Below are 22,656 nucleotides of genomic sequence, written 5' to 3' on the forward strand. Positions count from 1 at the left end.
GATCGCAAAGGCCTTTTTAACCAACGATATATATCGCACGAAGGCATCAAAGGGGATTCTTTATGCGATCAGACGCCGCCAACCTGCTCGCCCGGCTCGGGCGCAGGGATTTCAGATACCGTGAATTCACCGACAATTTTGCGGATATGGAGCTCTGGCCCATATTCGAAGCCCTGCTGACAGACGATCGCGTTGTAGGCAAACCCGTTTCCGCGCTCGCAGCCCGCAGCGTCGAAGATGTGCTTCCCACAGTCAAGGCGGCACCAGCAAAACCGGCAGTGTCACAGTCGGACGCAGGTATTTTCGGCGGCTATTCTTCCAGTCGACAGAATACATCCTCAGACGAAATGAAAAACGACCTGCGGTCCTTTTTCCAGCGCATCTCCGACAATGATGAAGGGGGCCGCGCCTGATGCCCCTGATCCTCTGTCATTCCCCCAAAGGCGGAACCGGAACGAGTTTCATCGCGGCTCATCTCTCGATGCATCTCGCGCGGAAGGGGCATGATGTCGCTGCAATCGATTTTACCTATCAGGACACGCTCAAGCTGTTTTTCGGCCTGCTTCCAACGCAGGCACTTGCCGAATTTCATGGCGGCGGATCAGCCCTTGCTGTCGCGGGAGTAGAACTTTTCTCCGCTTATCGCCTCAGCAGGGAGCCTGATTTCATCGAGGCGCTCCGTCATGGCAAATCGCCGTTCCGCTCGGGCAAGGTCTACGTTGCCGACGTTGCGGCGGGTGATCGGGAAACCAAGGATCTTTTGCTCCCACATACGGACCTGCATGTCTGCACGCTGCTACCGCAACCTGTCTCCCTTGCGGCGCTCAGCAAGGTACAGGCGGGTGTTCCTACCATCGAGTTGAGTAGTACCGCCTTCATCCTCAACCAGCTGGATGACACGCACCGCTTCTCGCGGCACACGCATATTTTCCTGCGCGAACTGGTCGGCGACCGGCTCGTGGGTACGGTCAGGCGAGACGAGGCCGTGAACGAGGCGGCCGCCATGTTCGAACCGATCAGCAAATATGCTCCCGCCAGTGCAGCTCTGGCCGATATCCGGGCAGTCGCCCAGCATATCGAGGCCAGGCTGGGGCTTAACGCCAATGCGGAACAGCTGTCATGAAGCTGCTGTCCTCGCCTATCGCCAAATGGGGCATCTCAGTTTTCGCGGCCCTGCTGGTTCTGCTGGTTATCGGCGTGCCGCTGGACCTCCAGGCCCAATGGCTATTCAGTGGCATTACGATTGGCGGTGCGTTGATACTCGGCCGATCCCGCACGCGGAAAGCGACGCTTGCGCTCGGCCTCCTGTCGATCCTGGTGTCTACCCGTTACATGTTCTGGCGTACGACGCAGACGCTGGAATTCGGCACACCGCTGGAATTCCTGCTCGGCGCTGGCCTTTACCTGGCGGAAATCTACGCCTGGATCATCCTGCTGCTTGGCTTCCTGCAGACCAGCTGGCCGCTTCATCGCCCGGTCGTAGAGCTTCAGGGGGAACCTTCACAATGGCCCACGATCGACGTCTTCATCCCCACCTATAATGAAAGTCTCACCATCGTGCGTAACACGGTGTTCGCGGCGCTGGACATGGACTATCCCGCTGATCGCTTCAGGGTTTTCATTCTGGACGATGGTCGCCGACCCGAGTTCCGCGCCTTTGCCCGGCAGGTCGGCTGCGGATATCTGACCCGGCCTGACAATCTGCACGCCAAGGCAGGCAATCTGAATGCCGCCATGAAGAAGACTGCGGGCGAACTGATAGCTGTGTTCGACTGCGACCATGTACCGACACGCGCTTTCCTGCAAATGACGGCCGGCTGGTTCCAGAAAGACTCCAGGCTCGCTCTCATGCAGACGCCGCACCATTTCTATTCCCCCGATCCGGCGCAGCGCAACCTGCGTACAGTAGAGGACCTCCCCGGTGAGGGAGACCTGTTTTATGGCAGTGTCCAGCAGGGTAACGATCTGTGGAACGCGGCCTTCTTTTGCGGTTCCTGCGCCATCATCCGGCGTGAGGCGCTCATGGAGACCAATGGGTTCGCTGGTGAAACAGTGACTGAGGACGCCCACACGGCGCTCAAGCTCCAGCGCATGGGGTGGAACACTGCCTTCATCAGTGCCCGCCTCTCCGCAGGTCTCGCGACGGAACGTCTGGTGCTGCATATCGGCCAGCGCATACGATGGGCACGCGGGATGACCCAGATCCTGCGGATCGAAAATCCACTGCTGGGGCCAGGCCTCAAATGGCAGCAACGGCTCTGTTATCTGAATGCGATGCTGCATTTCCAGTTTCCGCTGCCGCGCATCGTGTTCCTGACGAGCCCGCTCGCCTATCTCATCTTCGGGCAGAATATCATCCACGCCTCTGCATCGCTGATTTTCGCTTATGCAGCGCCCCACCTTTACTGTTCGATGGTGTCGGGTGCGCGGTCGCAAGGCGGTGACCGGCGCCCGTTCTGGGGCGAGATCTATGAAACGATCCTTGCCTTCCATCTGGTGCCGGCAACTGTCTTCACGCTGTTCAATCCCCGCAAGGGCAAGTTCAACGTCACCGACAAGGGAAGCCTTCTGGATCGCACCTATTTCGATCTGGGGACGGTGAAACCTCACTTGCTCTGCATCGCGCTGATGCTCTTTGGCATCGCACTGGGCGTGGTGAAGCTGATTTTCTTTCCGCACCTTTTCAACATCCAGGCCGATACCCTGTTGTTGAACGGAGCATGGGCGCTGTTCAGCCTCATTATCCTGCTGGCCGCTGTGTCCGTCGCTCGGGAGACAAAGCAGGCGCGCGAATTCATTCGCATCGAAACTCAGGTTCCGGTCACCATCTATGTCCAGGATGGGCATGTTTTTGATGCCGTCACAATCGACCTGTCGATGGGCGGCGCCGCCATACGCCTGCCGCAGGACATATCTTTGCGCGACCGGGTCGTCACGCACATCTCGCTGCCCATGGGTGACGAGAAGCTGACATTACCTGTCGATACCATTCGAATTGAACATGGGGAGGCGTTTCTGCGTTTTCAGCCGCTTGATATGACGCTGTCCCGGCATCTTGTCCGGGCCATTCTCGGCCGTGCCGATGCCTGGGAACCGGTCGCCCCGCAACCTCCGGTCTCTGGCCTCAGGTCCTTGTGGGACATCATCGTCGTCGATCTTACGACACTCAAACGGCTGTTTCGTCTGAACAGGACCGAACGCCGGAATGTGAAGCGCACGGCTGCAATGACCGGGCTAAAGGCTTCCGCCATCCTGCTGGCGACCGGCGCTCTCATGAGCGGCACACCGCAAGCGGCCAAAGCTGCTCCGACTCCCGCTCCCGCCGCAAGCGTGAGCACGGCGTCAGCGAGTGGAACCCGGCAGCAGCGGCTGACCTTCCGCGATCTTCAGGTAAAGTCGCCCATCCGTCTTGAAGGCACGAGGGGCGAAATCGGCATTCCTTTCGGCATGCGGCGTAGCGACGTGGTGACGAACGCCACATTGAGGCTGAGTCTGGCCTGGTCGCCGGCCATGATCGGCGACCTCAGCCAGTTGGTCGTCTTGCTGAACGGCGAGGTTGTGCAGGTGGTCCCGCTTCGCTCCAGTGATGCACGAGGGCAGATTCTGAACATCCCGGTCAACCCGGCACTGTTCCTGCCGGGCGACAACCGCCTCAACCTGCGCCTGCTCGGACATTACACGCGCGATTGCGAGGACCCGTTCCATAGTTCGCTATGGGCCAACATCAGCAATGTCCGCTCCTGGTTTGACCTTAGCGTCCAGAGCCTGCCGCTCACGCCCGACCTGTCACGTCTGCCAAGTCCCTTTTTCGACCGGAACGACAATCTGCCTCTCCGCCTACCCTTCGTATTCGCTGGCAGGCCCAGCAACGGCGAACTGGAAGCAGCCGCCAGCGCGGCGTCATGGTTTGGGGGACTGGCAAGCTATCGCGGCTTTTCATTCAAACCGATGTTCAATCAGCTTCCCCAGGGAAATGCCGTTGTCTTCCTGTTGGGCAATCGGCCCGTGGGGGGCGTAACCATGCAGGTCCGCGGGCCATCGGTTGCCGTCATCCGGAACCCGCGCGACACCTTTGGCAACCTCCTCCTAATCATGGGCCGCAACACGCAGGAACTGAAGCTTGCGGCGGCGGCCGTGGCCAGCGGGCGCGGAGTATTCGGCGGCTCACAGATGGCATTCGACAATGTGCGCATCCCTGCACATGGCCGTTATTCTGCTCCGCGCTGGATCAACACGAACCGGCCCGTCCGTCTGGGCGAGCTCACCGACGCTTATGCCTTGCAAGGTCTGGGGCTGCCGCCCGGGCCGCTCAGCGCGCGCTTCCGCATCGCGCCCGACCTTTTCTTCTGGCCTCGTCAGGGCGGCAGGCTGGACCTGCAATATCGTTACCCGACAGCAGACTGGCTGGACAAGCGGGGATCACGCCTCGATGTGTCGATCAACAATCAGTATCTGCGCACGCTGCCCCTCGCCGGTGGCGATTTGTGGGACCAGGTCTTTCGCGGTCGCGGGCCATCATCGCAGGACAGCAAGGCTTCGCTCGTGCTGCCGCGTTATAATCTGTTCGGCCAGAATGAGTTGGTGTTCGACTATAATCTGATCCTGGCGAACAAGAAGAAGTGCGAAGGCACATTGCCGGAAAATGTCCGCGTCAGCATCAGCCCGACCAGCACAATCGACTTCAGCCATGCCTATCATGCGCTGCAGATGCCCGACCTCGCGACGTTCGCGGGGGCGGGCTATCCCTTCACGATCCGGCCCGATCTGGCGGAAACGGCCGTTATAATGCCGCACGGGGCCACTGCTAGCACCATCGAGGCATTTTTGGCCATGATGGGCCGCTTTGCTGACTCGACCGGCCTCCCCGCTACCCGCGTCACGGTGATGGACAGGATCGACCCGATCGCCTTGGAGGGGAAGGACATATTGATAATTGGCGCCAGCAGTGTCGCGGGGTCGGGCCAATTGTTCGGCAACGCCCCGGTTCGCTTCAGCGATGGCGCACTCCAGGTGGCTGAGCGATCTCCATTCCAGAACGCCCAGAATTTCTTCTCGCTCGGCGATCGATCCAATCCTGAAGAAGCACAGCAGATCATCTATAACGCACGCGGCTTTTCCGGCATTGTGGGCTTCCGCTCCCCCTTCGACAGCGACCGCAGCGTAGTCGCTTTGCTCGCGGACGACCCTAATGCCTTACCGCAGCTGGTGAACGGCATGGCCGATACGAAGATCAATGCACAGATCCAGGGTGACCTTGCTGTCACCGATGGTGAAGGCATGACCAGCTTCGCGGTCGGACCTACCTATTGGGTGGGCTCCCTGCCCATCTGGATGCGTATCGCCTACTGGTTCAGCCTGCGACCGATCCTCATGGCGGCCAGCGGCCTGCTGCTGGCATTGCTTCTCGCAGGCCCTGCATATCTCTATTTCAATTCACAGGCCAAACGCCGCCTCGAAGGGGCTGACGAGGCATGACCGGAGCGATAACGATGCGAAAATTCCTTGTCGCTGCCCTGCTTGCATCAACCGTCACGCCCACCATCGCCGTTGCGGAGGTGCCCGGTGTCGCCGCGCTGATTCAACAGGGCCGCTATTGGCGGGCGAAGGGGCGAAATGACTTGGCAGACCAGGCCTTTCGCAGGGCGTTGGTACTCGATCCTGTCAATAGCGAAGCGAGACACGGGCTGAGTGGCGCGCAATCGCGCCCCGCCAGGCCGCCAGCGGCAAAAACCGGGGCCAAACCAGGGTCCCGACCTGTCCCGGAATTGACACGACCGGCGCAGGCCGCGCGATCCGCCCCGCCCCGCCCTGCCCCAGCCGACCGCGGCGGCGACGCCCGCGCCGCGGGTTTCAAGGCTTTGAACAAGGGTAATCTGGGCGAAGCCGCGACATCTTTCGAACGAGCCCTTGGCCGCAACAGCTACGATGCCGACGCGCTAGGCGGCCTCGGAATCGTACGACTGCGTCAGAACCGTTTTGCCGAGGCCCGCGACCTGCTTGAACAGGCTTCACGCCGGGGGACACCGTCCAAATGGGTTGAGGCTCTCGCCTCATCGCGCTTCTATGCCGATTTGGGTGAAGCCCAAGCGGCCCTGTCCGAAGGACGGCTCGGGGAAGCGCAGGCAAAAGCCGAAGGGTTGGTCAGGTCTGGCTTTTCCGATCGACAGCCTGCTTTTGAGCTGCTCGCCAATATATTCGAGCGGCAGGGGCGCTATGCCGACGCCGCAGATATTTTGAGACAGGCATCGGGCAGTGCTGGAAGTGAACAGTCCGAGCTTCGACTGAAGAGCCGGGCGGCACGCGGACGGGCGCTCGCTGCAATCGGGCGCGGCGACGAAGTCACTGCCGAACAGGAGTTTCAATCCGGCCTGCTCCTCGATCAAAATGATCCCTGGATTCGGTATGAATATGCGCATTTCATGATCGACCGCGGTCGGGTGTCAGACGCTGACGCCTTGTTGCGGTCACTATCGTCCTCATCCAGCCCGGACGCACTCTACGCAGCGGCTCTCCTCAATAATTCGCTCAAGCGCTTCAGCACGGCCGAAGCATTGGTCGATCGCATCCCCGACGATCAGCGCACCTCGCAGATGCGGAACTTCGCCATGGGGTTGAAGGCCGATCAGGCCATCCAGAGGGCGCGGGATATCGGCGCGATGGGCCGTCAGGCCGAAGCACGCGCCGCACTGAATCAGTTAAGCGGAACGGCAGGATTGCCCGCGGCCAAACAAGCTGCGATCGCCGACGCGCTGTATGATCTGGGCGATACGAGCGGTGCAGCTCAACTCGCGGAGCAAGCGCTTTCCGGTGAGATCAGCGATGTAGAAGGCTATGAGCCTGTCGTCCGCGTACTTGCCAAGACAGGACGGGATGACCTCGCGGCAACAGCGTTGCAACGCGCCAGCCAGTTCGCAAGTTCGTCCGCCGATGGTCAGCGCACACTCGCTCGTATCAACGGAGGCATGGCGGCGGCGCAGGCAGACCGGCTCAGGCTGGCGCAACAATATGCACCTGCTTTCGACCTGCTCCAGTCCGCCTGGAATGCAGCACCAGGAAATCGCGAAGTCCTGTCGGCGCTTGCGCGGCTTTATCAATCAGGTGGCATGCCCGCGCGCGCGGCCCAAAGCTACCAGCTGATCCTGGCGCAGTCGCCCAAGGATCGTGAAGCCCAGTTGGGGCTGATCGAGACAGCGGGGGCTGCGGGTGACCGGGTGCTCGCCGCTCAAGCGGTCGATCGCGCGATCCGGACCTGGCCCGAGGACCATGAAGTCTACATGGCCGCCGCGCGGATGGAACAGGCACGCGGGAATGAAAGCGGGGCAGTCCGCTATCTAAAACGCGCTCGGGAAATCTATGCCCGGCAGATGGGCGGCAGCAATGTCCAACTGACAGCCAGCAACCCCTTCGGAAGTATCGGTGGGACAAATGGCAACATGGGTAGCAATCCATTCCGTTCGCAGGCGTTTGCTCCCCCCCCTCCACCGGTTAACCCCTTTGCACTTGAAGGCGGCGCACGCCTGCCTTCCTATCAGGCCGCACCGGGCTATGCGGCAACTACGCCCCTGCCTGCAGGTGCTGCTGCAATCGGCGTTCCGGCAGCTTTTGACAATAATGGCTACGCCTCCAGTGCTCCGACGATGGCGCAAGGCGGAGTCGTTGGAGATCCTGTCCTTGCCCGACTGGAATCCGACATCCGCACGCTTGCGGGCGAGAGTGGTCCACGGGCCGACGTCGAAACCGGATACCGTCAACGTTCCGGCGAACCGGGGCTGAGCGAGCTGAAGGAAATCACCGGATCGGCAAGTATATCGACAGGCGTCGGTAACGGCCGCCTTTCAGTAAAGGCGGAGGCAGTGGTGCTGGATGCCGGGGCACCGAGCGCGTCGGGCGCGGCACGCTTTGGCGGCAATGGAATAGCGGAGGCGGCAGCGATCGCCGGCCAGGTCGCCTCGCGCAATTTCGGCGTTGATGCGCAACACGCTGCGGGCGTCGCCCTGTCGGCATCCTACAAGAGCCCTCTGGTGGAGCTGGAAGCAGGTGTCACTCCGCTTGGCTTCGGCAATACGAGAGCGACCTGGCGCGCTGCGGTCACGCCACGCTTTTCCTCCACGGCTTCGGCGAAGCTATGGTTTGAACGGCAGCCGGTAAAAGACAGCATCAGTTCCTATGCAGGCGCCCGTAACCCCGCGACCGATGCCAGGCTGGTCGAGGCGGCAAGCGCGATCGTTATGGCGGCAGGCGCGCGCGACCCTGTAACCGGACAGCGACTGCTGGATGTCCCCGGACTTTTCGGCCCCTACGGCATGGGAGAGCGATGGGGACAGGTCATGAAGACGGGCGGCGGCCTGTCCTTCAGCTATGACCGCAACGGCAACGGCTTTTACGGCGACGGCAGCTTTCACCGCTACCGCGGTGAAAATGTCCGTCGCAACTACGGCATCCAGCTGAACGCGGGCGGCTATATGCGGTTTTATCAGGGTGACAATTCATCCCTGACTGGCGGCATCAACGTCAATTATCAGGATTTTGATAACAACCAGAATTTCTTCACTTATGGCCATGGCGGCTATTTCAGCCCGCAAAGCTTCATCAGCGTCAGTTTCCCCGTGCGTTACGCCTATGACGACAGCCGTTGGGAAGTGAGGGGGAATTTCGCCCCAGGTTATCAAAGCTACGATCAGGAAGCCGCGAACCTCTATCCTACCAGCGACGCCGCGCAGGGGCTGCTTAACAATCTGAAACTCCTGAACAGTGATGTGCGTTCAACCTACGACGCCATCAGCAAAACCGGCTTTGCCCTCTCTGCCGACAGCGCCATTTACTATCGCGTAAGCCCTTCCATGCGAGTGGGGGGACAAATGGGAATCAATACGTTCGGCAACTATGATGAATTCCGGTCCTTGATCGGCATTCGCCAATCACTTGGAGGTGGGCAGTGAATAACGCCACGCGGCAACTGATGCCGGTTGACAGTGCCTCGGCCGATCCAAAGGGCCTGGCGCTGCTCGTCGCTATGATTGCCGCCGAGATAGGGAGCACGGCGACGCCTGCTCAGGCCTATAACTTTTACCTGGCCGTCGGGCGGAAACTCGCCGCTGCAGAGCCGATGGAAGACGCAGCCGATCTGACCTTATTGGCGACACGCGTCAACAAGCTTTGGTCGGCGCTTGACTGGGGTCATGTCATTTTCTGCATGGAAGAGGAAGGCATAGCTATCCGGCATCAGGGCCTGCCACCTGCACTGGATGGCGATGTCGAAGGGCTGTGGGCTGAGATCATCTCTGCGGTGCTCGAAGGCGCTTATGACAGCTGGTTCCGGACACTCGGCAGCGGCGCGGCGCTGATGACCCGGCGGGTAGATTTCAATGGCGGCACACTGGACCTATGGCATGGCCGTTGATCGAAGGTTTTTTTCGCTTACTGCTTTGGCGGCGCTGACCATATCCTGCGCCAGAGCTGGCGGGCGACCGCCGTTGACGAACAGCTTGTGGCCCCGTTTCAAATCCGCCTTCCTCGATCCGTCCGGCCGCGTCCTGGACAACGGCAATGGGGGAATCAGTCACAGCGAAGGCCAGGGCTATGGTCTATGGCTGGCGCTGACTGCGAATGATCGTGACGCCTTCGAGAAAATGCACCGTTGGACCGAAGCCACCCTCGCCAGGCGCGACGTGGCGCTCTACTCCTGGCGATACGATCCGCGCCAGGAAAATCCGGTGGCAGATCGTAACAATGCAACAGATGGCGACATCTTCATCGCCTGGGCTCTGGGCCGTGCAGGTGAGCAGTGGCAGGACGCCGCTCTGACTGCACGAGCCGAGGAAATCAGGGCTGCCATTCTCTCTCATCTGGTCATCGAGCGATTTGGTCGGCGCCTTCTCCTACCCGGCATCGACGGCTTTTCCTCACCCAATGTCGTGACGGTCAACCCCTCCTATTTCGTCTGGCCGGCATTCGACCAGTTCCGGCGGCTGGATGGTGAAGCCGTCTGGGGAGACGTGATCCGCGACAGTGAAAAGCTGCTGGCAGCGGCGCGCTTTGGCCCGCGCCGCCTACCCACGGACTGGATCGATGTAACCGCGAACGCGGCGATCGCGCCTGCGGCAGCCAAGCCGCCCCGGTTCGGCTTCGACGCTGTACGCCTGCCTCTTTATGCACAGGCGGGAGGCAGGCAGCAGCTGGTCAGGCCGATCATTGATTGTTGGCGGGGCTACGTCCGTGCTGGACGAGCCATTCCCGCCTGGATCGACATTCAAACGGGACAAGAGGCCGACTTCGCGCTCTCACCTGGGGGCATGACGATCGCCAACCGCGCGCTTGGAATGCCTGCGTCCCTGCCGTTGTCGACCGATTATTATGCAGCAGCGCTGCAGATGCTGTCGCAGTCACTTTGATGTTTTTCTATGCCACCGCCCGCCCAGCATTAGACACGTCCTCTGGCGTACAGAAATATAACTGGGCCTTGCCGCCTCGTTTGGAGCGATAGAGCGCGGCGTCCGCACAGGCTGTCAGATGCTCAAGATCGAGCCCGTGACGGGGCGCCATCGCAATGCCGACGCTCACGGAAATCCGGATCTGCTCGTCCATCAGCAGATAGGGCTCACTCAGTTGCCTGATAATACGGCGGCCCAGCATCTCTGCTTCGCTCTCATGCTGAACGCCTTCCTGGACGACGATGAATTCGTCACCGCCGATGCGCGCGACCGTGTCCACCGAGCGAACAATTGAACGCAGCCGGGTGGAAACCTCGCGTAAAACGGCGTCACCCATGGGATGGCCGTAGCGGTCGTTGATAAGTTTAAAGCCGTCAAGATCGAGGAAATGGACGGCGAGTTGACTGTTCTCGAACGCTGCGGTGCTCATGCTGTTCTGGAAACGCTCTCTCAGGAGCAGCCGATTAGGCAGTCCGGTCAGCGCGTCCTGCCGCACAAGGTTGGCCAGATCATGCTTTGTCGTGAGATGCTCAACGTCCGATCGATACAGATGACGAACCGACTCAAGGCTGAGCAGCGTCACGACGCTGACCAGCAGCGCCTCTATCACGAAATATTCCGCGTGCATCGCACCGGCATCGCCAGCCCGAGCGTGCAGGGCAAGGGCGACGACAGTTGGGACAGTCGCAAGCAACAGGCTGGTCACGCAAATGCGTGGCCTGCCACCTATCCGTGACACGAGCCCGGCGCCGAACGTAAAAATGAGGCTGACGACGACAAGATGGTTGAGCGGAATATGTGTACCGAGCACAGTCGCGCTAAGCGCGCCCAACAACCCAGCGAAAATGTAACTTCCTGCTGCATAACGCCGTTCCCATTGTTTCACGCGATCGATGGTCAGGGTCGTTCCACATGCCTCCCGCTGATAGGCGGTGATGAGGGCCAGGCGCGCGATTGTCACTACCACTGCAATCGCGGTTATAAGCCCGATCGTGGCATCGCGATGTTCTATGAAAATTGTTGTTCCCGCCACGCCGAAAAGGACACCCATGCCGGCGATGGGCAGGCGCATGGCGAAGAGGGACTGCACGAGTTCGCAGTGGACAGCATCCGGGATTGGCAGGGTCGTGAAATGGTTGGAGAATGCTAGGACACCTCTTCTCATCTTCACCATCCAGTCTGGCATCATCGTAAACCGTTTCAAATCCTGCTCCCGGCAAAAGAAGGGCTCACCACCCAACGCTCCAAAGCCGTAAAAAATGTCAAAACCCGCTTGACGGATCAGCCCATTTTTTGAGCTTTTATCTCCTTTAGCGACAATGGCGCTGTCGGACCAAATCCAAATCCGCCAATCACTATGGCGCTGGCAAGCAGGTTCTATGCACCACCCCCGCCAGCCTCCCAGCTCGTTCCGCTATCACCCACGCGACGCGCGATTTTTGGCCCGCTGGCGGGCGGAAGGTTCGCACCTCCCGCCCTACAGCCTCATGCGGCTTCTGCGAACGGCTCCCCGCTCGCATCGGCTGTTGTCGTGGCAGCAAGATCGCGTGCGGCAACGACTTTGCCATGGGCCGCAACCGTGCCCACCCCACCCCGTTCGGTGTAGGCGCTCGGTGGAAAAGCCATCCAGCGCGGCACCCAGCGCTCGACCTTGGCGCGCCCATCCGCCCCCGACAGATGGTCGGCAATCATCTGCTTCAAGGTCTTGACCTTCTCTTGGCCATTGGCTGTCGCGACCGTCTCGCCCGCGACCTCCGCGACCATATGGCCGAGCAGTTCACGGTCGCGCAGCAGGGAAAAGAGCGCCTCGTCGGCCTGCCACCATGCGGCCATGTCGATGCCGATCTCGGCACCAACTGCCTCGACGGCGGCGCTGCCCGCCGCCAGCGTCTCGCCCATCACGACCGCGATCACGTCCATGAGCGCCGGGTCCGGCAGCGCGATCAGGCGCAGAAAGACGCCCGCGACCCCCTGCTGGGAGTCACCTGCCTCCCAAGCAGCATCGCCATTGCCGCCCGTGACTGTCGGCTCCTCGGAGGAGAAGCCGAGCAGGTCGAGCACGGCGCGGCGGCGCTCGTCGAACAGCGCCTCGCCCCGCGACAGTTCGACGCTTTCGCGCACTTCGTCGTTGCGCGTTGACTGCGGTTCGGGCCGTACTGTCCAGAGGGGCGAACCGACGATGGCGTGGGCGACCATGAGCCGCAGCGCCATGCCCGGATGACCCAGAAGCGCGGCGCGCACGGCGGCATGGCGGTGCAGGTCTACATAGGTTTGCAGCGTCGAGGTGAGCTCAGGCCGCTGGATTTTCCCGCCACCTGACACCTCGCCGCGCTCTGCCTTCCGCGCTTCCTTCCGCGTCAAATAGCCTTCGTGGAAGCTGACCTCGCCCGTCGCGCGGACATCGACATAGACCCGGCCGCCCCTGCGCTTGGCGACCTTCTCATATTCCCAGCTATGGAAATGATCTGATGGCGGAACGATGACGACATCGCTCCAGCCTTGATCGAGATAAGCCTCGCTCGCAGCCTCGATGGCCGCATTCTGGGCGATCCAGAAAGCATCGGCATCCGCGAAATAGCGGTCGTCGCCGAACAGGTCCGCGACCGTTACGCCCTTATACTCTGCCAGATCGAAGAGGGCGAAGCGCGCCGGGATCGACTGGCCGCCGAATAACCATGCCTTCAACTGGTGCTCGATCGGCACATAGCTGTCCGGGTCATCATGGAGCGCAAGCCACGCCTTTTGCTGGCTCTTGCTGGCAAGGGTCAGGTGGCGGACGGTGGTACGGTCGAGCTTCTCGGCCCGGTAGAGATCGCGGATGCGTGGCAGGAGATTGCCGAGCGCGAGGATGCGGCGGATGGTGAGGTCAGGAAATCCGAAGGTCGCGGCGATATCATCCACCTCGCGGCCCTCCTTCACCAGCCGGGTGAAAGTTCCCATTGGGTCACCTTGGACTTGATGGGGTGGACGCCCCCCGAGGCATCGATGTGCCATAGTGGAGGTGTTGAACACCACTTGAGGAGGCGTCCATGTCGGAGATTAGCATGATCGGTTTGGATATCGCAAAGAATGTGTTCCATGCGCACGGGGCCGATGCGAACGGGCTTCAGGTTTTCAGTCGACGGGTTACGCGTGGTAAAGTGCTGTCGTTCTTTGCTGCTCAGCCAAAGTGCCTAGTGGCGCTGGAAGCTTGCGGCGGGGCACATCACTGGGCTTGGGAACTGATGCGTATGGGACATGATGTTCGGTTGATTGCGCCAGCCTACGTGAAGCCGTTCGTAAAGCGACAAAAGAACGATGCCCCTGATGCCGAGGCCATTTGCGAAGCTGCGCAGCGCCCGAACATGCGGTTTGTGACGGTGAAGAGCGAGGAGCAGCAAGCCTCGGCACTGGTGTTCCGGACCCGCGATCTACTTGTCCGGCAACGCACGCAAACGATCAATGCGATTAGGGGGCACATGGCTGAGTATGGCTGGGTTGCTCCGAAAGGGCCGAGCTGGGTAGCGCAGCTTGGCGAGCTGATCGATGATGCGGTCACTGCGTCGCTACCCTCGGCTGCGCGAGAAATGTTCCGCGTCATGCTCGGCATACTTGAGGAGTTTGATCACCGGATAGCGGAACTCGACAAGGAAATCGCGCGGCGAGCCCGCGAAGATGAAGTCGCTCGTCGGCTGATGACCATCCCCGGCGTTGGACCGATAGCTGCGACAGCGATCGCAGCACTCGCACCTGCTGCAGCGACATTCAAACGGGGGCGTGACTTTGCCGCTTGGCTTGGCCTTACGCCCCTGCAGAAATCTACAGGCGGAAAAACCAAGCTGGGGCGGACATCCAAGATGGGCGAGCGCACACTGCGGCGATTGCTGATCATTGGCAGCAGTGCTGTTGTGCGTCAGGCCAGTAAACGAGGTGCGACTGAAGGTTCGTGGCTTGCTCGAATGCTGGCTCGAAAGCCGCGTATGCTGGTGACCGTGGCCCAGGCGAACAAGACAGCGCGGATCGTTTGGGCACTGCTCATGAAGGAAGAGGATTACAAAGCTCCGGTGATAATGGCGGTATAGCGCCGCCAAAGTCACCAGAGGTCGTCGGAAGACGCAGTCGGTCGAAGGAGGGTATGGCACAACAGTCGGCGAGACGAGGTCAAAAAACCAGACCGTTACAATGTGCACAAAGCACGCGGACTTGATTTGGATTTCACCCGCGGACTCCCATACAGGCCCGCAGTACATCCTGCATAACGAGGCCGGACAGATGGCAGCATCCGACTACGCGCCGAACCCAATTTTCCGCTTGCGTCTGAAGGGGCGTCTGGACATGTAACGGTTTTGTGCCGGTCACTTGAGAGTTTAAAGCTCGTTCAAGGAGACCGACGAGATGATCAAACATAGCGAGGAGTTCAAGCAGGAGGCGGTGCGGATTGCGCTGACCAGTGGGTTGCCGCGGGAGCGGGTCGCGTTGGATTTGGGGGTTGGCAAATCGACGCTGAACAAGTGGGTGTCGCAGTATCGGCCCAGTGATCTGGTTTCAGCGCCGCAAGCAGATCTGGCGCGCGAGAATGAACGGCTTCGCCTTGAGAACCGCGTGCTGCGGGAGGAGAGGGAAATCCTAAAAAAGGCCACGCAGTTCTTCGCGAGCCAAAGGCCGTGAAGTTCGCTTTCGTGCATAGCTGGCGGCAACTGCTCTGCCGTGTCATGCTTGTCAGTGAACGCGGCTATCGTTCCTGGCGCTCGCGCCCGATCAGTTGCCGGGACCGGACGGACATGAAGGTGTTGGCTCATATCCGCGAACAATACAGGCTGAGCCTTGGCAGCTACGGCCGTCCTCGCATGACGATGGAGTTAAAAGAGGTGGGGCTCGATGTGGGTGAGCGCCGGGTCGGGCGCCTTATGACCCGAAGGGCGGCGTAGCCAACATCAACGGGATCAGGCCGGTCCGCACGCGCAAACACAAGGTTACGACAGACAGCCACCATCGCCTGGGTGTCGCGGCAAACTGGCTGGACGGCGATTTCGCCGCCGATGCGCCCAACCGTAAATGGGCCGGCGACATCACCTATATCTGGACGTCGGAGGGATGGCTCTACCTCGCTGTCATCCTCGATCTGCATAGCCGCCGCGTCGTGGGCTGGGCTGTCAGCGACAGGATGAAGAAGGATTTGGCGATCAGGGCACTGGATATGGCGGTACGCCTGCGCCAGCCACCAGAGGGCTGCCTTTTCCATTCGGATCGCGGCAGCCAATATTGTTCTTACGATTATCAGAAAAAGCTGCAGGCCTATGGCCTGCGTCCATCAATGAGCGGCAAGGGTAATTGTTACGACAATGCCTCCGTCGAGACGTTCTTCAAATCCCTGAAGGCGGAACTCATCTGGCGGCAGCGCTGGCCAACGCGACGGCAGGCAGAAGCTGCCATCTTCCAATACATCAACGGCTTCTACAACGCCCGTCGTCGCCATTCATATCTGGGCGGCATTAGCCCGCTCGCCTTCGAAGCCAAGGTGGCATAATGAGATAAGTGACCGGCACAAAACCGTTACATGTCCACTCGGACCGGCGGCCGAAACGGTGCCGCATGAAGGCATCGATGATCGACTGAAGACGCTCGATCTCGCGTCTGCCTCACCCTTGGCAACGCCCAGTTCTGTCAGCCTGGCCTCAGATGCTGCCCGCTCCTCCACCAACAGCCGGGACTGCTCCAGAACGAGCGCGCGGAGCGCGTCCATATCGTCAGGCAGGTCCGCTTGCGTCAGCATGGAAAGAGTGAATCAGTAGGGCAGAGCCCCGTCAACCGGCAATCTGCGGGGCCTGCGGCCGACGGCCGCCATGGACCCGGCGCCAGTCCAATCCCTCCAGAAGCGCACCCAACTGGGCGGCAGAAAGGCGCATCACGCCGTCCTGGATGCCAGGCCACTTGAAGCCGCCTTGCTCAAGACGCTTGTACCTCAGTTGGAAATGCGGGCGGTACATCTGCGCCATTGCAGCTTGTGACTGTGACCCACCCTTTCCATCCATACTCCGGACAGCAAGGGGAGTGCATTGCGAGACGTGGCAATCGATCGGGCAAGCGGTGGTTGCTGCGCTTTGCCGATGGTCAGATTTGTTCTGTTCCGCCGCAATGGACGGATGCGACATCTCCTGATCTTGAGGTCAGGCGTGTCCTTTGCAGCCTTACCGATCTGTTGGAGCTCAATGAACTGGTGGGACTGCTGATGGCGCGGAAAAGAGCTTCCGGGACAAAATCACGTAAGCATAATTATGCCGCTACTGTAAAGGAAAAGACGCCGCGATATCCGTGGAGGTTGCGATGAATGTTGTGCAATATGGCAATTTACTTGCGAGTCTATGGGTGCAATAGCCTTGACGAATGCGCCATATACGGCATATTATACATTACATATACAAAGCGGGTAGCGAGGGTTGCAGGTGCCGGACAAGATCAAGCACAAGCGATCGAAGGCGAGTGTTTTGGCCGCAGATGGCACGCTCAATCCGGCGCCGGAGAAGGTGGGCGATCCGAAATTCCAGAAGGACGGCTTCTTCGATCCGCGCGACATTGTGCAAGTGAAATACGAGATGCTGCGGCGCGTATCCGTCGACAAAATGTCGGTGACCGACGCATCCGACGAATATGGTGTCTCCCGGCCAACCTTCTATCAGGCCAAGGCGGACTTCGAGGATGCGGGCTTGGCCGGCCTAGTCCCGAGGAAGCGTGGTCCTCGCGGACCACACAAGCTCCAAGGCGAAGTGATGACGTTCCTCAAGGCGCAGGTGGACCCTGGCGAACCCATTCGGGCGCGCGAACTGACGGATCGTGTCCGGGCAAAGTTCGGGCTCGATGTCCACCCCAGAACGATCGAGCGGGCGCTCGGTGTAAAAAAAACTGCGTGATCGGCGCCGGCGCGCAACTGCATCCCGCGATGCAGTGCCGCGCCATGGAGCGATACGAAATATTGCGCGCTGCCGCGCTTGGGACCGCGCTACCCCCGGAGGCGCGCAGCGGCCTTACTATCCTTCTGCATCAAGGCATGTTGGCTTGGGCTCGCGCGATTTTGCGGGCGCCCTGCCATAGCCCATCCGCTGCCGTCCCGGCAGTTGGTCTGCCGATCGCAGATGCAACTTCCGAACGACGCACAGTCATCCACCTGCTCGCCGCCATGGTGATGGCAGCCCCTGAATGGAGGAGATCGGCATGAACGAAAATCTCAAGGTCCAATCGCGCCATCTCGAGCGAGGGGCCTATCTCTACATCCGGCAGTCGTCGATGCGGCAGGTCATGGAGAATGTCGAAAGCACCAAGCGCCAGTACGACCTTCGCGGGCGTGCGGTCGGGCTGGGATGGCGCGACGACCAGATCATCGTCATTGACAGCGATCAAGGTGAATCCGGTGCGTCGGCGTCATGGCGCGAAGGGTTCCAGAAACTGGTGTCCGATGTCGGTATGGGGCGTGCGGGGATCGTCATGGGCCTGGAAGTATCCCGTCTCGCGAGAAACAATGCGGACTGGCATCGGCTGCTGGAAATCTGCGCTTTGGCCGACACGCTCATCCTCGACGAAGATGGCGTGTACGATCCGTCCAACTTCAATGATCGCCTGCTGCTCGGACTCAAGGGCACGATGAGTGAAGCCGAGCTGCATGTCATCAAAGCGCGATTACGTGGCGGCATCCTCAACAAGGTGCGCCGTGGTGAATATCATTGTCCTCTGCCAACCGGCTTTATCTATAATGAGGTTGGCGACGTCGTGCTCGATCCTGACGCCCAAGTCCGGGAGATGATCGCCCACTTCTTCGAGACCTTCTCGCGGGTCGGATCGGCCGCGCAAACCGTCAAGGCGTTCGCCAGGGAAGGCCTGCTCTTCCCATCTCGCCTTCGCAATGGCAAACAGGTGGTCTTCCAACCGTTGACCACATCGACCACAATGCGCACGCTGAAAAATCCGCGCTATGCGGGTGTTTACGCCTATGGCCAGCGTCTTTACCGCCGGACCGTCGACGGAAGGATACAACTCCGCAAACGTGATCCCAAGGAATGGCTCGCCTGCATCCCTGATGCCCATCCTGGCTACATCAGTTGGGAACAATATCAGCATAATCTCAAAATACTTGAGGCCAATGGGCGAGGATACGATCCCGCGCGCGCCTCGCCGCCTCGCGAAGGCGCAGCCTTGCTGCAAGGGCGCGTGATCTGCGGACGCTGCGGCAGTTATATGAAAGCCCGCTACGCCGATCGGCGAGGACAGGTGGATACGTGGTATGTGTGCAGCCAGGCCTACGAGACTCGCGGTGAACGCCACTGTCAGTCGATCGCAGGCTGGCCCATTGACGGAGCCATCGGCGAACTGATCGCTGCTGAAATGACGCCCGCCGCCGTGGAGTTGGCGCTGGAGATCAGAAAGGAGATAGAGGCGCGCCATGACGAAGCGGATCAACTCCGGCTTCGCGCTGTCGAACGAGCCCAGATCGATGCCGATCTTGCGCAGCGGCGGTTTATGCTGGTCGATCCGAACAATCGCCTGGTGGCCGACACTCTTGAACGAGAGTGGAACGACAGACTGCGCTTGCTGGCCGACCTGCAGGAAGAAAGGGAGCATGCTCTACGCGAAGAACGGGTGGCACTCGACGATGGAGTCCGCGATCGGTTGACCGCCATGACGACCGACTTCAAAACGGTCTGGCACGACCCGACGCTGCCGAACCGTGAACGCAAGCGGCTTCTTGCCTACCTCGTTGAAGACGTCACACTGCTCAAGATCCCAGCTGAGGGAGAGACACGGGTGAATATCCGCTTTAGGGGCGGAAGGACCCAAACGCTCACGACCCAAAATCCTAAATCTTCTGCACAGCAGGTAAAGACCCGGCCCGAGGTCGTCGCACTGGTCGACAAGCTGCTCGACGACCATATCTGTGCCGAAATCGCGGACATACTGAATGCAAAAGGGATCCGGCCCGGCGGTTCAGCGCGACGGGATCAGGCCGACGCCCAGTTTACCGACATGCGCGTCATCTATCTCGTCAAGACATATGGTCTGCGCCCGCGCTACGACCGGCTGCGCGAGCGAGGAATGCTGACGAAAGCCGAGGCCTGCGCCAAACTCGGGATCACCGAGTGCACTTTGGTCCGGTGGGCGAAATACGGTATCGTGAAACGACATCCCTACAATGGCTATATCAGCCTCTACGAGCCGCCAGGACCGCATGTCCCGGTCAAGCAGTGCAGCAGATGGAACCAATTAGCCCATCGGGCCGAGACAATCCGTCGGCTCGACGGCTCTAAATGCATGGATCTCGACGAAAGGGCTGTAGTATGAAACCAGTTAGTTCGCCATCAGGCACAGGCCGGTCCCGTCCCACCAGATCAGCTTGATCCGGTCGGCACGCTTGGCCCGAAAGACGTAGATCACGCCAGAAAATGCATCGCCGCGATATTGCGCGCTCACCAGCGCCGCCAGGGCATCAGGCCCTTTGCGAAAATCGACCGGGCGTGTCGCCACCATGACCCGCGTGCCCGGACCGATCCCGATCATCGCTGTACCTGCAACGCCTGGATCACCGCCGCCACCAGATCGGCCTTAGCCATACGTCCAATCCGAACGACGGCGCCTCCTACCTCAACCTCTATTGCGACATCGCTCGACAATGGCTTGGGACTGTCGGCCATGACCGGCACAAACATCGGTTCCGCATGGCTGGCGGCCCGACCCGCTTCCAACGCATAGCGCAGCTCCCGGCGCCAAGTGTAGAGCAACGATGTGCGAATGTCGTGCTGGCGGGAGAACTCGGCGATGTTGCCGCAACGCGCCATCTCCCCGACTATCGCCAGCTTCTGCTCCAGCGTCCAGATCCGTCGCCGACCTGCCATGCTGCCGAGCACCTCAGGACGTGACCCCAATCTCTCATCCAGCGGCAACCAGAGAGCGACCGGTGTTGTCGCGCATGAGCGCAGGTGAAGCAACGGGCGGGGTTAACCCCGCCCGTTGCTGATCAAGCCCGGCAGCGAATGAGGCCGGGGTGGCGTAGCCGAGCGACGAGTGCGGCCGCTCGGTGTTGTAGTCGTCCACCCAGCGAGCCAGGATCGAGCGGGCCTGACCGATGGTGAAGAACAGCGTCTCGTTGAGCAGCTCGTCGCGCATGCGACCGTTGAAACTCTCGACGAACCCGTTCTGCGTCGGCTTGCCCGGCGCGATGTAATGCCACTCGACGCCTGCATCGCCCGACCAGGCGAGCACCGCGTTCGACGTCAGTTCGGTCCCGTTGTCGCTGACTATCATCTTTGGCCTGCCACGTTCGGCGATCAGATCGGTCAACTCGCGCACGACCCGCCGGCCCGAGATCGACGTGTCCACCACCGCCCGGAGGCACTCACGCGTCACGTCGTCGACGATGTTGAGCACACGGAACCGTCGGCCGGTGACGAGCTGGTCGTGCACGAAATCCAAGCTCCAGCGCTGGTTGGGAAGCGCCAACACCGGCGCGGGCGCCCGCGCGCCAACCGCGCGCCTTCGGCCCTTCCGGCGCCTGACAGTCAAACCCTCCTCACGGTAGAGCCGCTGGGTCTTCTTCCGGTTGATCGTGATGCCGTCCCGGCGCAGCAGGATGTGCAGACGCCGATAGCTAAACCGCCGGCGCTGCTGCGCCAGCTCACGCAAACGCGACCGCAGGTCGCCATCATCTCCCCGACACGAGTGATACCGCATGCTCGTGCGATCCGCCCCGACGACCATGCACGCCCGCGGCTCGCTCATCCCCAGCGTCGCCTGGAGATGAGCGACCGCTTGCCGCTTCGCGGCGGGCGTCACCATTTTTTTGACAGCAGATCCTTCAGACCCGCGTTGTACAACATCGTGTCCGCGAGCAGCCGCTTGAGCCGGGCGTTCTCCTCTTCAAGCGACCGCAGGCGCTTCGCGTCGGATACCTCCAGGCCGCCGAACTTCGCCTTCCACGCATAGTAGGTCGCGCTCGACATGCCGTGCTTGCGGCACAGCTCCGTCACCACCGCACCCGCCTCGGCCTCCTTCAGAATGCCGATGATCTGCTCTTCCGAAAACTGCTTCCGCTTCATTCCGTCCGTCCCTTCAAGGGCCGGTCTCTAGTTCCAAGTGGATGAAGAAATGGGGGTCACGTCACCTCACTCCCATCAAGTTGAAGGCCATTCCCTTCGACAACCAGCGCGTTCGCTTCCTGAGCAGAGAGGAGTGCGACCGCCGACCTCATCACCATCATGCACATGTGCGGCTGGAAATCACTTCGCATGGTCCAGCATCACGCCAGCGTGGGCGTTGATCACATGCGGGCGGCGATTCAGAAGTTGGACTAAAGGGGGATCGACCGGGCTCAACGGTGTGGCGGCGATGACCGACTAAATCCAAGCGATCTTTACACGTCCAAACTTCACAATAGCTGATTGGAGCTATTGACGAATGCCCTTGAAAGATGGCAGGGCGCTGGCCTCGTACGGGCGGGTATAGCTCAATGGTAGAGCACTAGCCTTCCAAGCTTGTGATGCGGGTTCGATCCCCGCTACCCGCTCCACAGTTTTCCGTCAGTTTCCGCCCTTGACCCGTACGGCCTAGACCCCGGATAAGCATCCGGCGGAAATACAGTCAGATGGCCAATATCCTTTCCTGAAATTACCGCAAATCCTTCACGCGACATTGACACAGGGCGCCAATGAGCGCGCTCCCTCCAATGAGAATGCAGCAGATCGATCGGATACGTCAGTCGCAGGGTTTTACACGCACACCCGTCTTGCCCTACCCTCTGCCACAACCGTCAGAAATTTCGCATAGGTACTGACCGCGCGTCGGTCGTATTTGCCTCAGCTACTCCGAGTTAAGGAAGGCTGGCGAAATTCATTTGCGCGAAGCACGCTGCTCTAGGTTTCGTTCAGTCCCTGGTAGAGATGTCTTTGCCGATCGCGTCCATCATGAAGCGCCAGACATTGGCAGCATCCCCCGTAAAGCCAAGCGTAGCTTCTTCTGGATTAGCGTAGCGTATCACCTCTGCCCCCGCCTCTGCCATTTGCAGACTTGGTTCATGGATAGCGTCCAGCACGACGCGGACATGCGGCAAATAACTTTGCCAGCGGGGCTTACCCGCCAATTCCTCATCCTCGGGCCGACCATCTAGCAGACAGAGGGCCCGGGCAGCTCTTTCGATCAGCATCATATCAGAAGGTTACGCTCAGAAATTAGTTTGTAAACAGCAGGATTACAAGGATAGGTTTAGCCA

17 protein-coding genes, 1 tRNA gene and 1 pseudogene are annotated in these 22,656 nt (G+C 60.4%); 12 read left to right on the forward strand and 7 right to left on the reverse strand.

Annotated features, from left to right (window positions below):
* Window positions 1–62: 62 nt before the first annotated feature.
* From ACZ51H_RS07735 to ACZ51H_RS07760, 6 genes are read left to right on the forward strand one after another with little or no spacing between them, the layout of a single operon-like run.
* Window positions 63–413: a hypothetical protein gene (locus ACZ51H_RS07735; protein WP_449473744.1), complete on the forward strand. Its 351-nt coding sequence runs from the start codon at window positions 63–65 to the stop codon at window positions 411–413.
* Entirely contained in the window at window positions 413–1,123 is a 711-nt protein-coding gene (locus ACZ51H_RS07740; protein ID WP_460986346.1) for a cellulose synthase operon protein YhjQ/BcsQ, read from the forward strand. The genes ACZ51H_RS07735 and ACZ51H_RS07740 overlap by 1 nt, the downstream gene beginning before the upstream one ends.
* Window positions 1,120–5,475, forward strand: coding sequence for a UDP-forming cellulose synthase catalytic subunit (bcsA, locus tag ACZ51H_RS07745; protein ID WP_464801442.1), 4,356 nt, complete (start codon window positions 1,120–1,122; stop codon window positions 5,473–5,475). Before ACZ51H_RS07740 ends, bcsA begins: the two co-directional genes overlap by 4 nt.
* Window positions 5,472–8,939, forward strand: a complete 3,468-nt coding sequence (locus ACZ51H_RS07750) for a cellulose synthase subunit BcsC-related outer membrane protein (protein WP_464801443.1) — start codon at window positions 5,472–5,474, stop codon at window positions 8,937–8,939. Before bcsA ends, ACZ51H_RS07750 begins: the two co-directional genes overlap by 4 nt.
* Window positions 8,936–9,400, forward strand: a complete 465-nt coding sequence (gene bcsD / locus ACZ51H_RS07755; RefSeq protein WP_464801444.1) for a cellulose biosynthesis protein BcsD — start codon at window positions 8,936–8,938, stop codon at window positions 9,398–9,400. Before ACZ51H_RS07750 ends, bcsD begins: the two co-directional genes overlap by 4 nt.
* Window positions 9,390–10,391, forward strand: coding sequence for a glycosyl hydrolase family 8 (locus ACZ51H_RS07760; protein ID WP_464801445.1), 1,002 nt, complete (start codon window positions 9,390–9,392; stop codon window positions 10,389–10,391). The genes bcsD and ACZ51H_RS07760 overlap by 11 nt, the downstream gene beginning before the upstream one ends.
* Window positions 10,392–10,398: 7 nt before the next feature.
* Here ACZ51H_RS07760 and ACZ51H_RS07765 read toward each other — a convergent pair whose 3' ends face one another.
* Both ACZ51H_RS07765 and ACZ51H_RS07770 read right to left on the reverse strand, forming a co-directional pair.
* Entirely contained in the window at window positions 10,399–11,634 is a 1,236-nt protein-coding gene (locus ACZ51H_RS07765; protein WP_464801446.1) for a diguanylate cyclase domain-containing protein, read from the reverse strand.
* 281 nt (window positions 11,635–11,915) lie between these two features.
* The gene (locus tag ACZ51H_RS07770; RefSeq protein ID WP_464801447.1) at window positions 11,916–13,370 is read right to left on the reverse strand and encodes a chromosome partitioning protein ParB; all 1,455 of its coding nucleotides are present in this window, start codon (window positions 13,368–13,370) and stop codon (window positions 11,916–11,918) included.
* Window positions 13,371–13,459: 89 nt separating this feature from the next.
* On the opposite strand from ACZ51H_RS07770, the gene ACZ51H_RS07775 reads away from it, so the two are divergent.
* Entirely contained in the window at window positions 13,460–14,491 is a 1,032-nt protein-coding gene (locus tag ACZ51H_RS07775; RefSeq protein WP_464801448.1) for an IS110 family RNA-guided transposase, read from the forward strand.
* 313 nt (window positions 14,492–14,804) lie between these two features.
* Window positions 14,805–15,936 (forward strand): annotated as a pseudogene (locus tag ACZ51H_RS07780) (IS3 family transposase).
* A 277-nt stretch (window positions 15,937–16,213) separates the two neighbouring features.
* Here ACZ51H_RS07780 and tnpB (ACZ51H_RS07785) read toward each other — a convergent pair.
* Complete coding sequence (tnpB, locus tag ACZ51H_RS07785; RefSeq protein ID WP_464801449.1) at window positions 16,214–16,405, reverse strand: IS66 family insertion sequence element accessory protein TnpB; 192 nt, start codon at window positions 16,403–16,405, stop codon at window positions 16,214–16,216.
* 14 nt (window positions 16,406–16,419) lie between these two features.
* Here tnpB (ACZ51H_RS07785) and ACZ51H_RS07790 point away from each other — a divergent pair, with 14 nt between their 5' ends.
* The 3 genes from ACZ51H_RS07790 (at window position 16,420) to ACZ51H_RS07800 (ending at window position 19,736) form a co-directional block, all read left to right on the forward strand.
* A complete protein-coding gene (locus ACZ51H_RS07790; protein ID WP_464801450.1) occupies window positions 16,420–16,737 on the forward strand; it encodes a DUF5372 family protein in 318 nt (105 codons plus the stop codon).
* A 115-nt stretch (window positions 16,738–16,852) separates the two neighbouring features.
* Window positions 16,853–17,317: a helix-turn-helix domain-containing protein gene (locus ACZ51H_RS07795; RefSeq protein WP_464801451.1), complete on the forward strand. Its 465-nt coding sequence runs from the start codon at window positions 16,853–16,855 to the stop codon at window positions 17,315–17,317.
* A gap of 301 nt (window positions 17,318–17,618) precedes the next feature.
* Window positions 17,619–19,736 (forward strand): recombinase family protein, encoded by a 2,118-nt coding sequence (locus ACZ51H_RS07800; protein WP_464801452.1) that lies wholly within the window; start codon window positions 17,619–17,621, stop codon window positions 19,734–19,736.
* Between the two features lie 6 nt (window positions 19,737–19,742).
* Here ACZ51H_RS07800 and tnpB (ACZ51H_RS07805) read toward each other — a convergent pair whose 3' ends face one another.
* The 3 genes from tnpB (ACZ51H_RS07805) to ACZ51H_RS07815 all read right to left on the reverse strand — a co-directional run bounded on the left by tnpB (ACZ51H_RS07805) (window position 19,743) and on the right by ACZ51H_RS07815 (window position 21,487).
* A complete protein-coding gene (gene tnpB / locus ACZ51H_RS07805) occupies window positions 19,743–19,952 on the reverse strand; it encodes an IS66 family insertion sequence element accessory protein TnpB (RefSeq protein ID WP_464801453.1) in 210 nt (69 codons plus the stop codon).
* Window positions 19,949–20,317, reverse strand: a complete 369-nt coding sequence (locus ACZ51H_RS07810; protein WP_464801454.1) for a transposase — start codon at window positions 20,315–20,317, stop codon at window positions 19,949–19,951. The genes tnpB (ACZ51H_RS07805) and ACZ51H_RS07810 overlap by 4 nt, the downstream gene beginning before the upstream one ends.
* A gap of 4 nt (window positions 20,318–20,321) precedes the next feature.
* Window positions 20,322–21,487 (reverse strand): IS3 family transposase gene (locus ACZ51H_RS07815; protein WP_464801455.1). Its coding sequence is split into 2 segments (ribosomal slippage): window positions 20,322–21,235 and window positions 21,235–21,487, totalling 1,167 coding nucleotides; the frame shifts between segments, so codons are not numbered across the junction.
* Window positions 21,488–21,883: 396 nt separating this feature from the next.
* On the opposite strand from ACZ51H_RS07815, the gene ACZ51H_RS07820 reads away from it, so the two are divergent.
* Window positions 21,884–21,957: transfer RNA gene (locus tag ACZ51H_RS07820), tRNA-Gly, on the forward strand.
* Window positions 21,958–22,311: 354 nt separating this feature from the next.
* On the opposite strand, the gene ACZ51H_RS07825 is transcribed toward ACZ51H_RS07820, so the two are convergent.
* Window positions 22,312–22,527 (reverse strand): hypothetical protein, encoded by a 216-nt coding sequence (locus ACZ51H_RS07825; RefSeq protein WP_464801456.1) that lies wholly within the window; start codon window positions 22,525–22,527, stop codon window positions 22,312–22,314.
* Between the last annotated feature and the right edge of the window lie 129 nt (window positions 22,528–22,656).

It is taken from the genome of Sphingobium sp. TomMM15, from assembly GCF_055397045.1.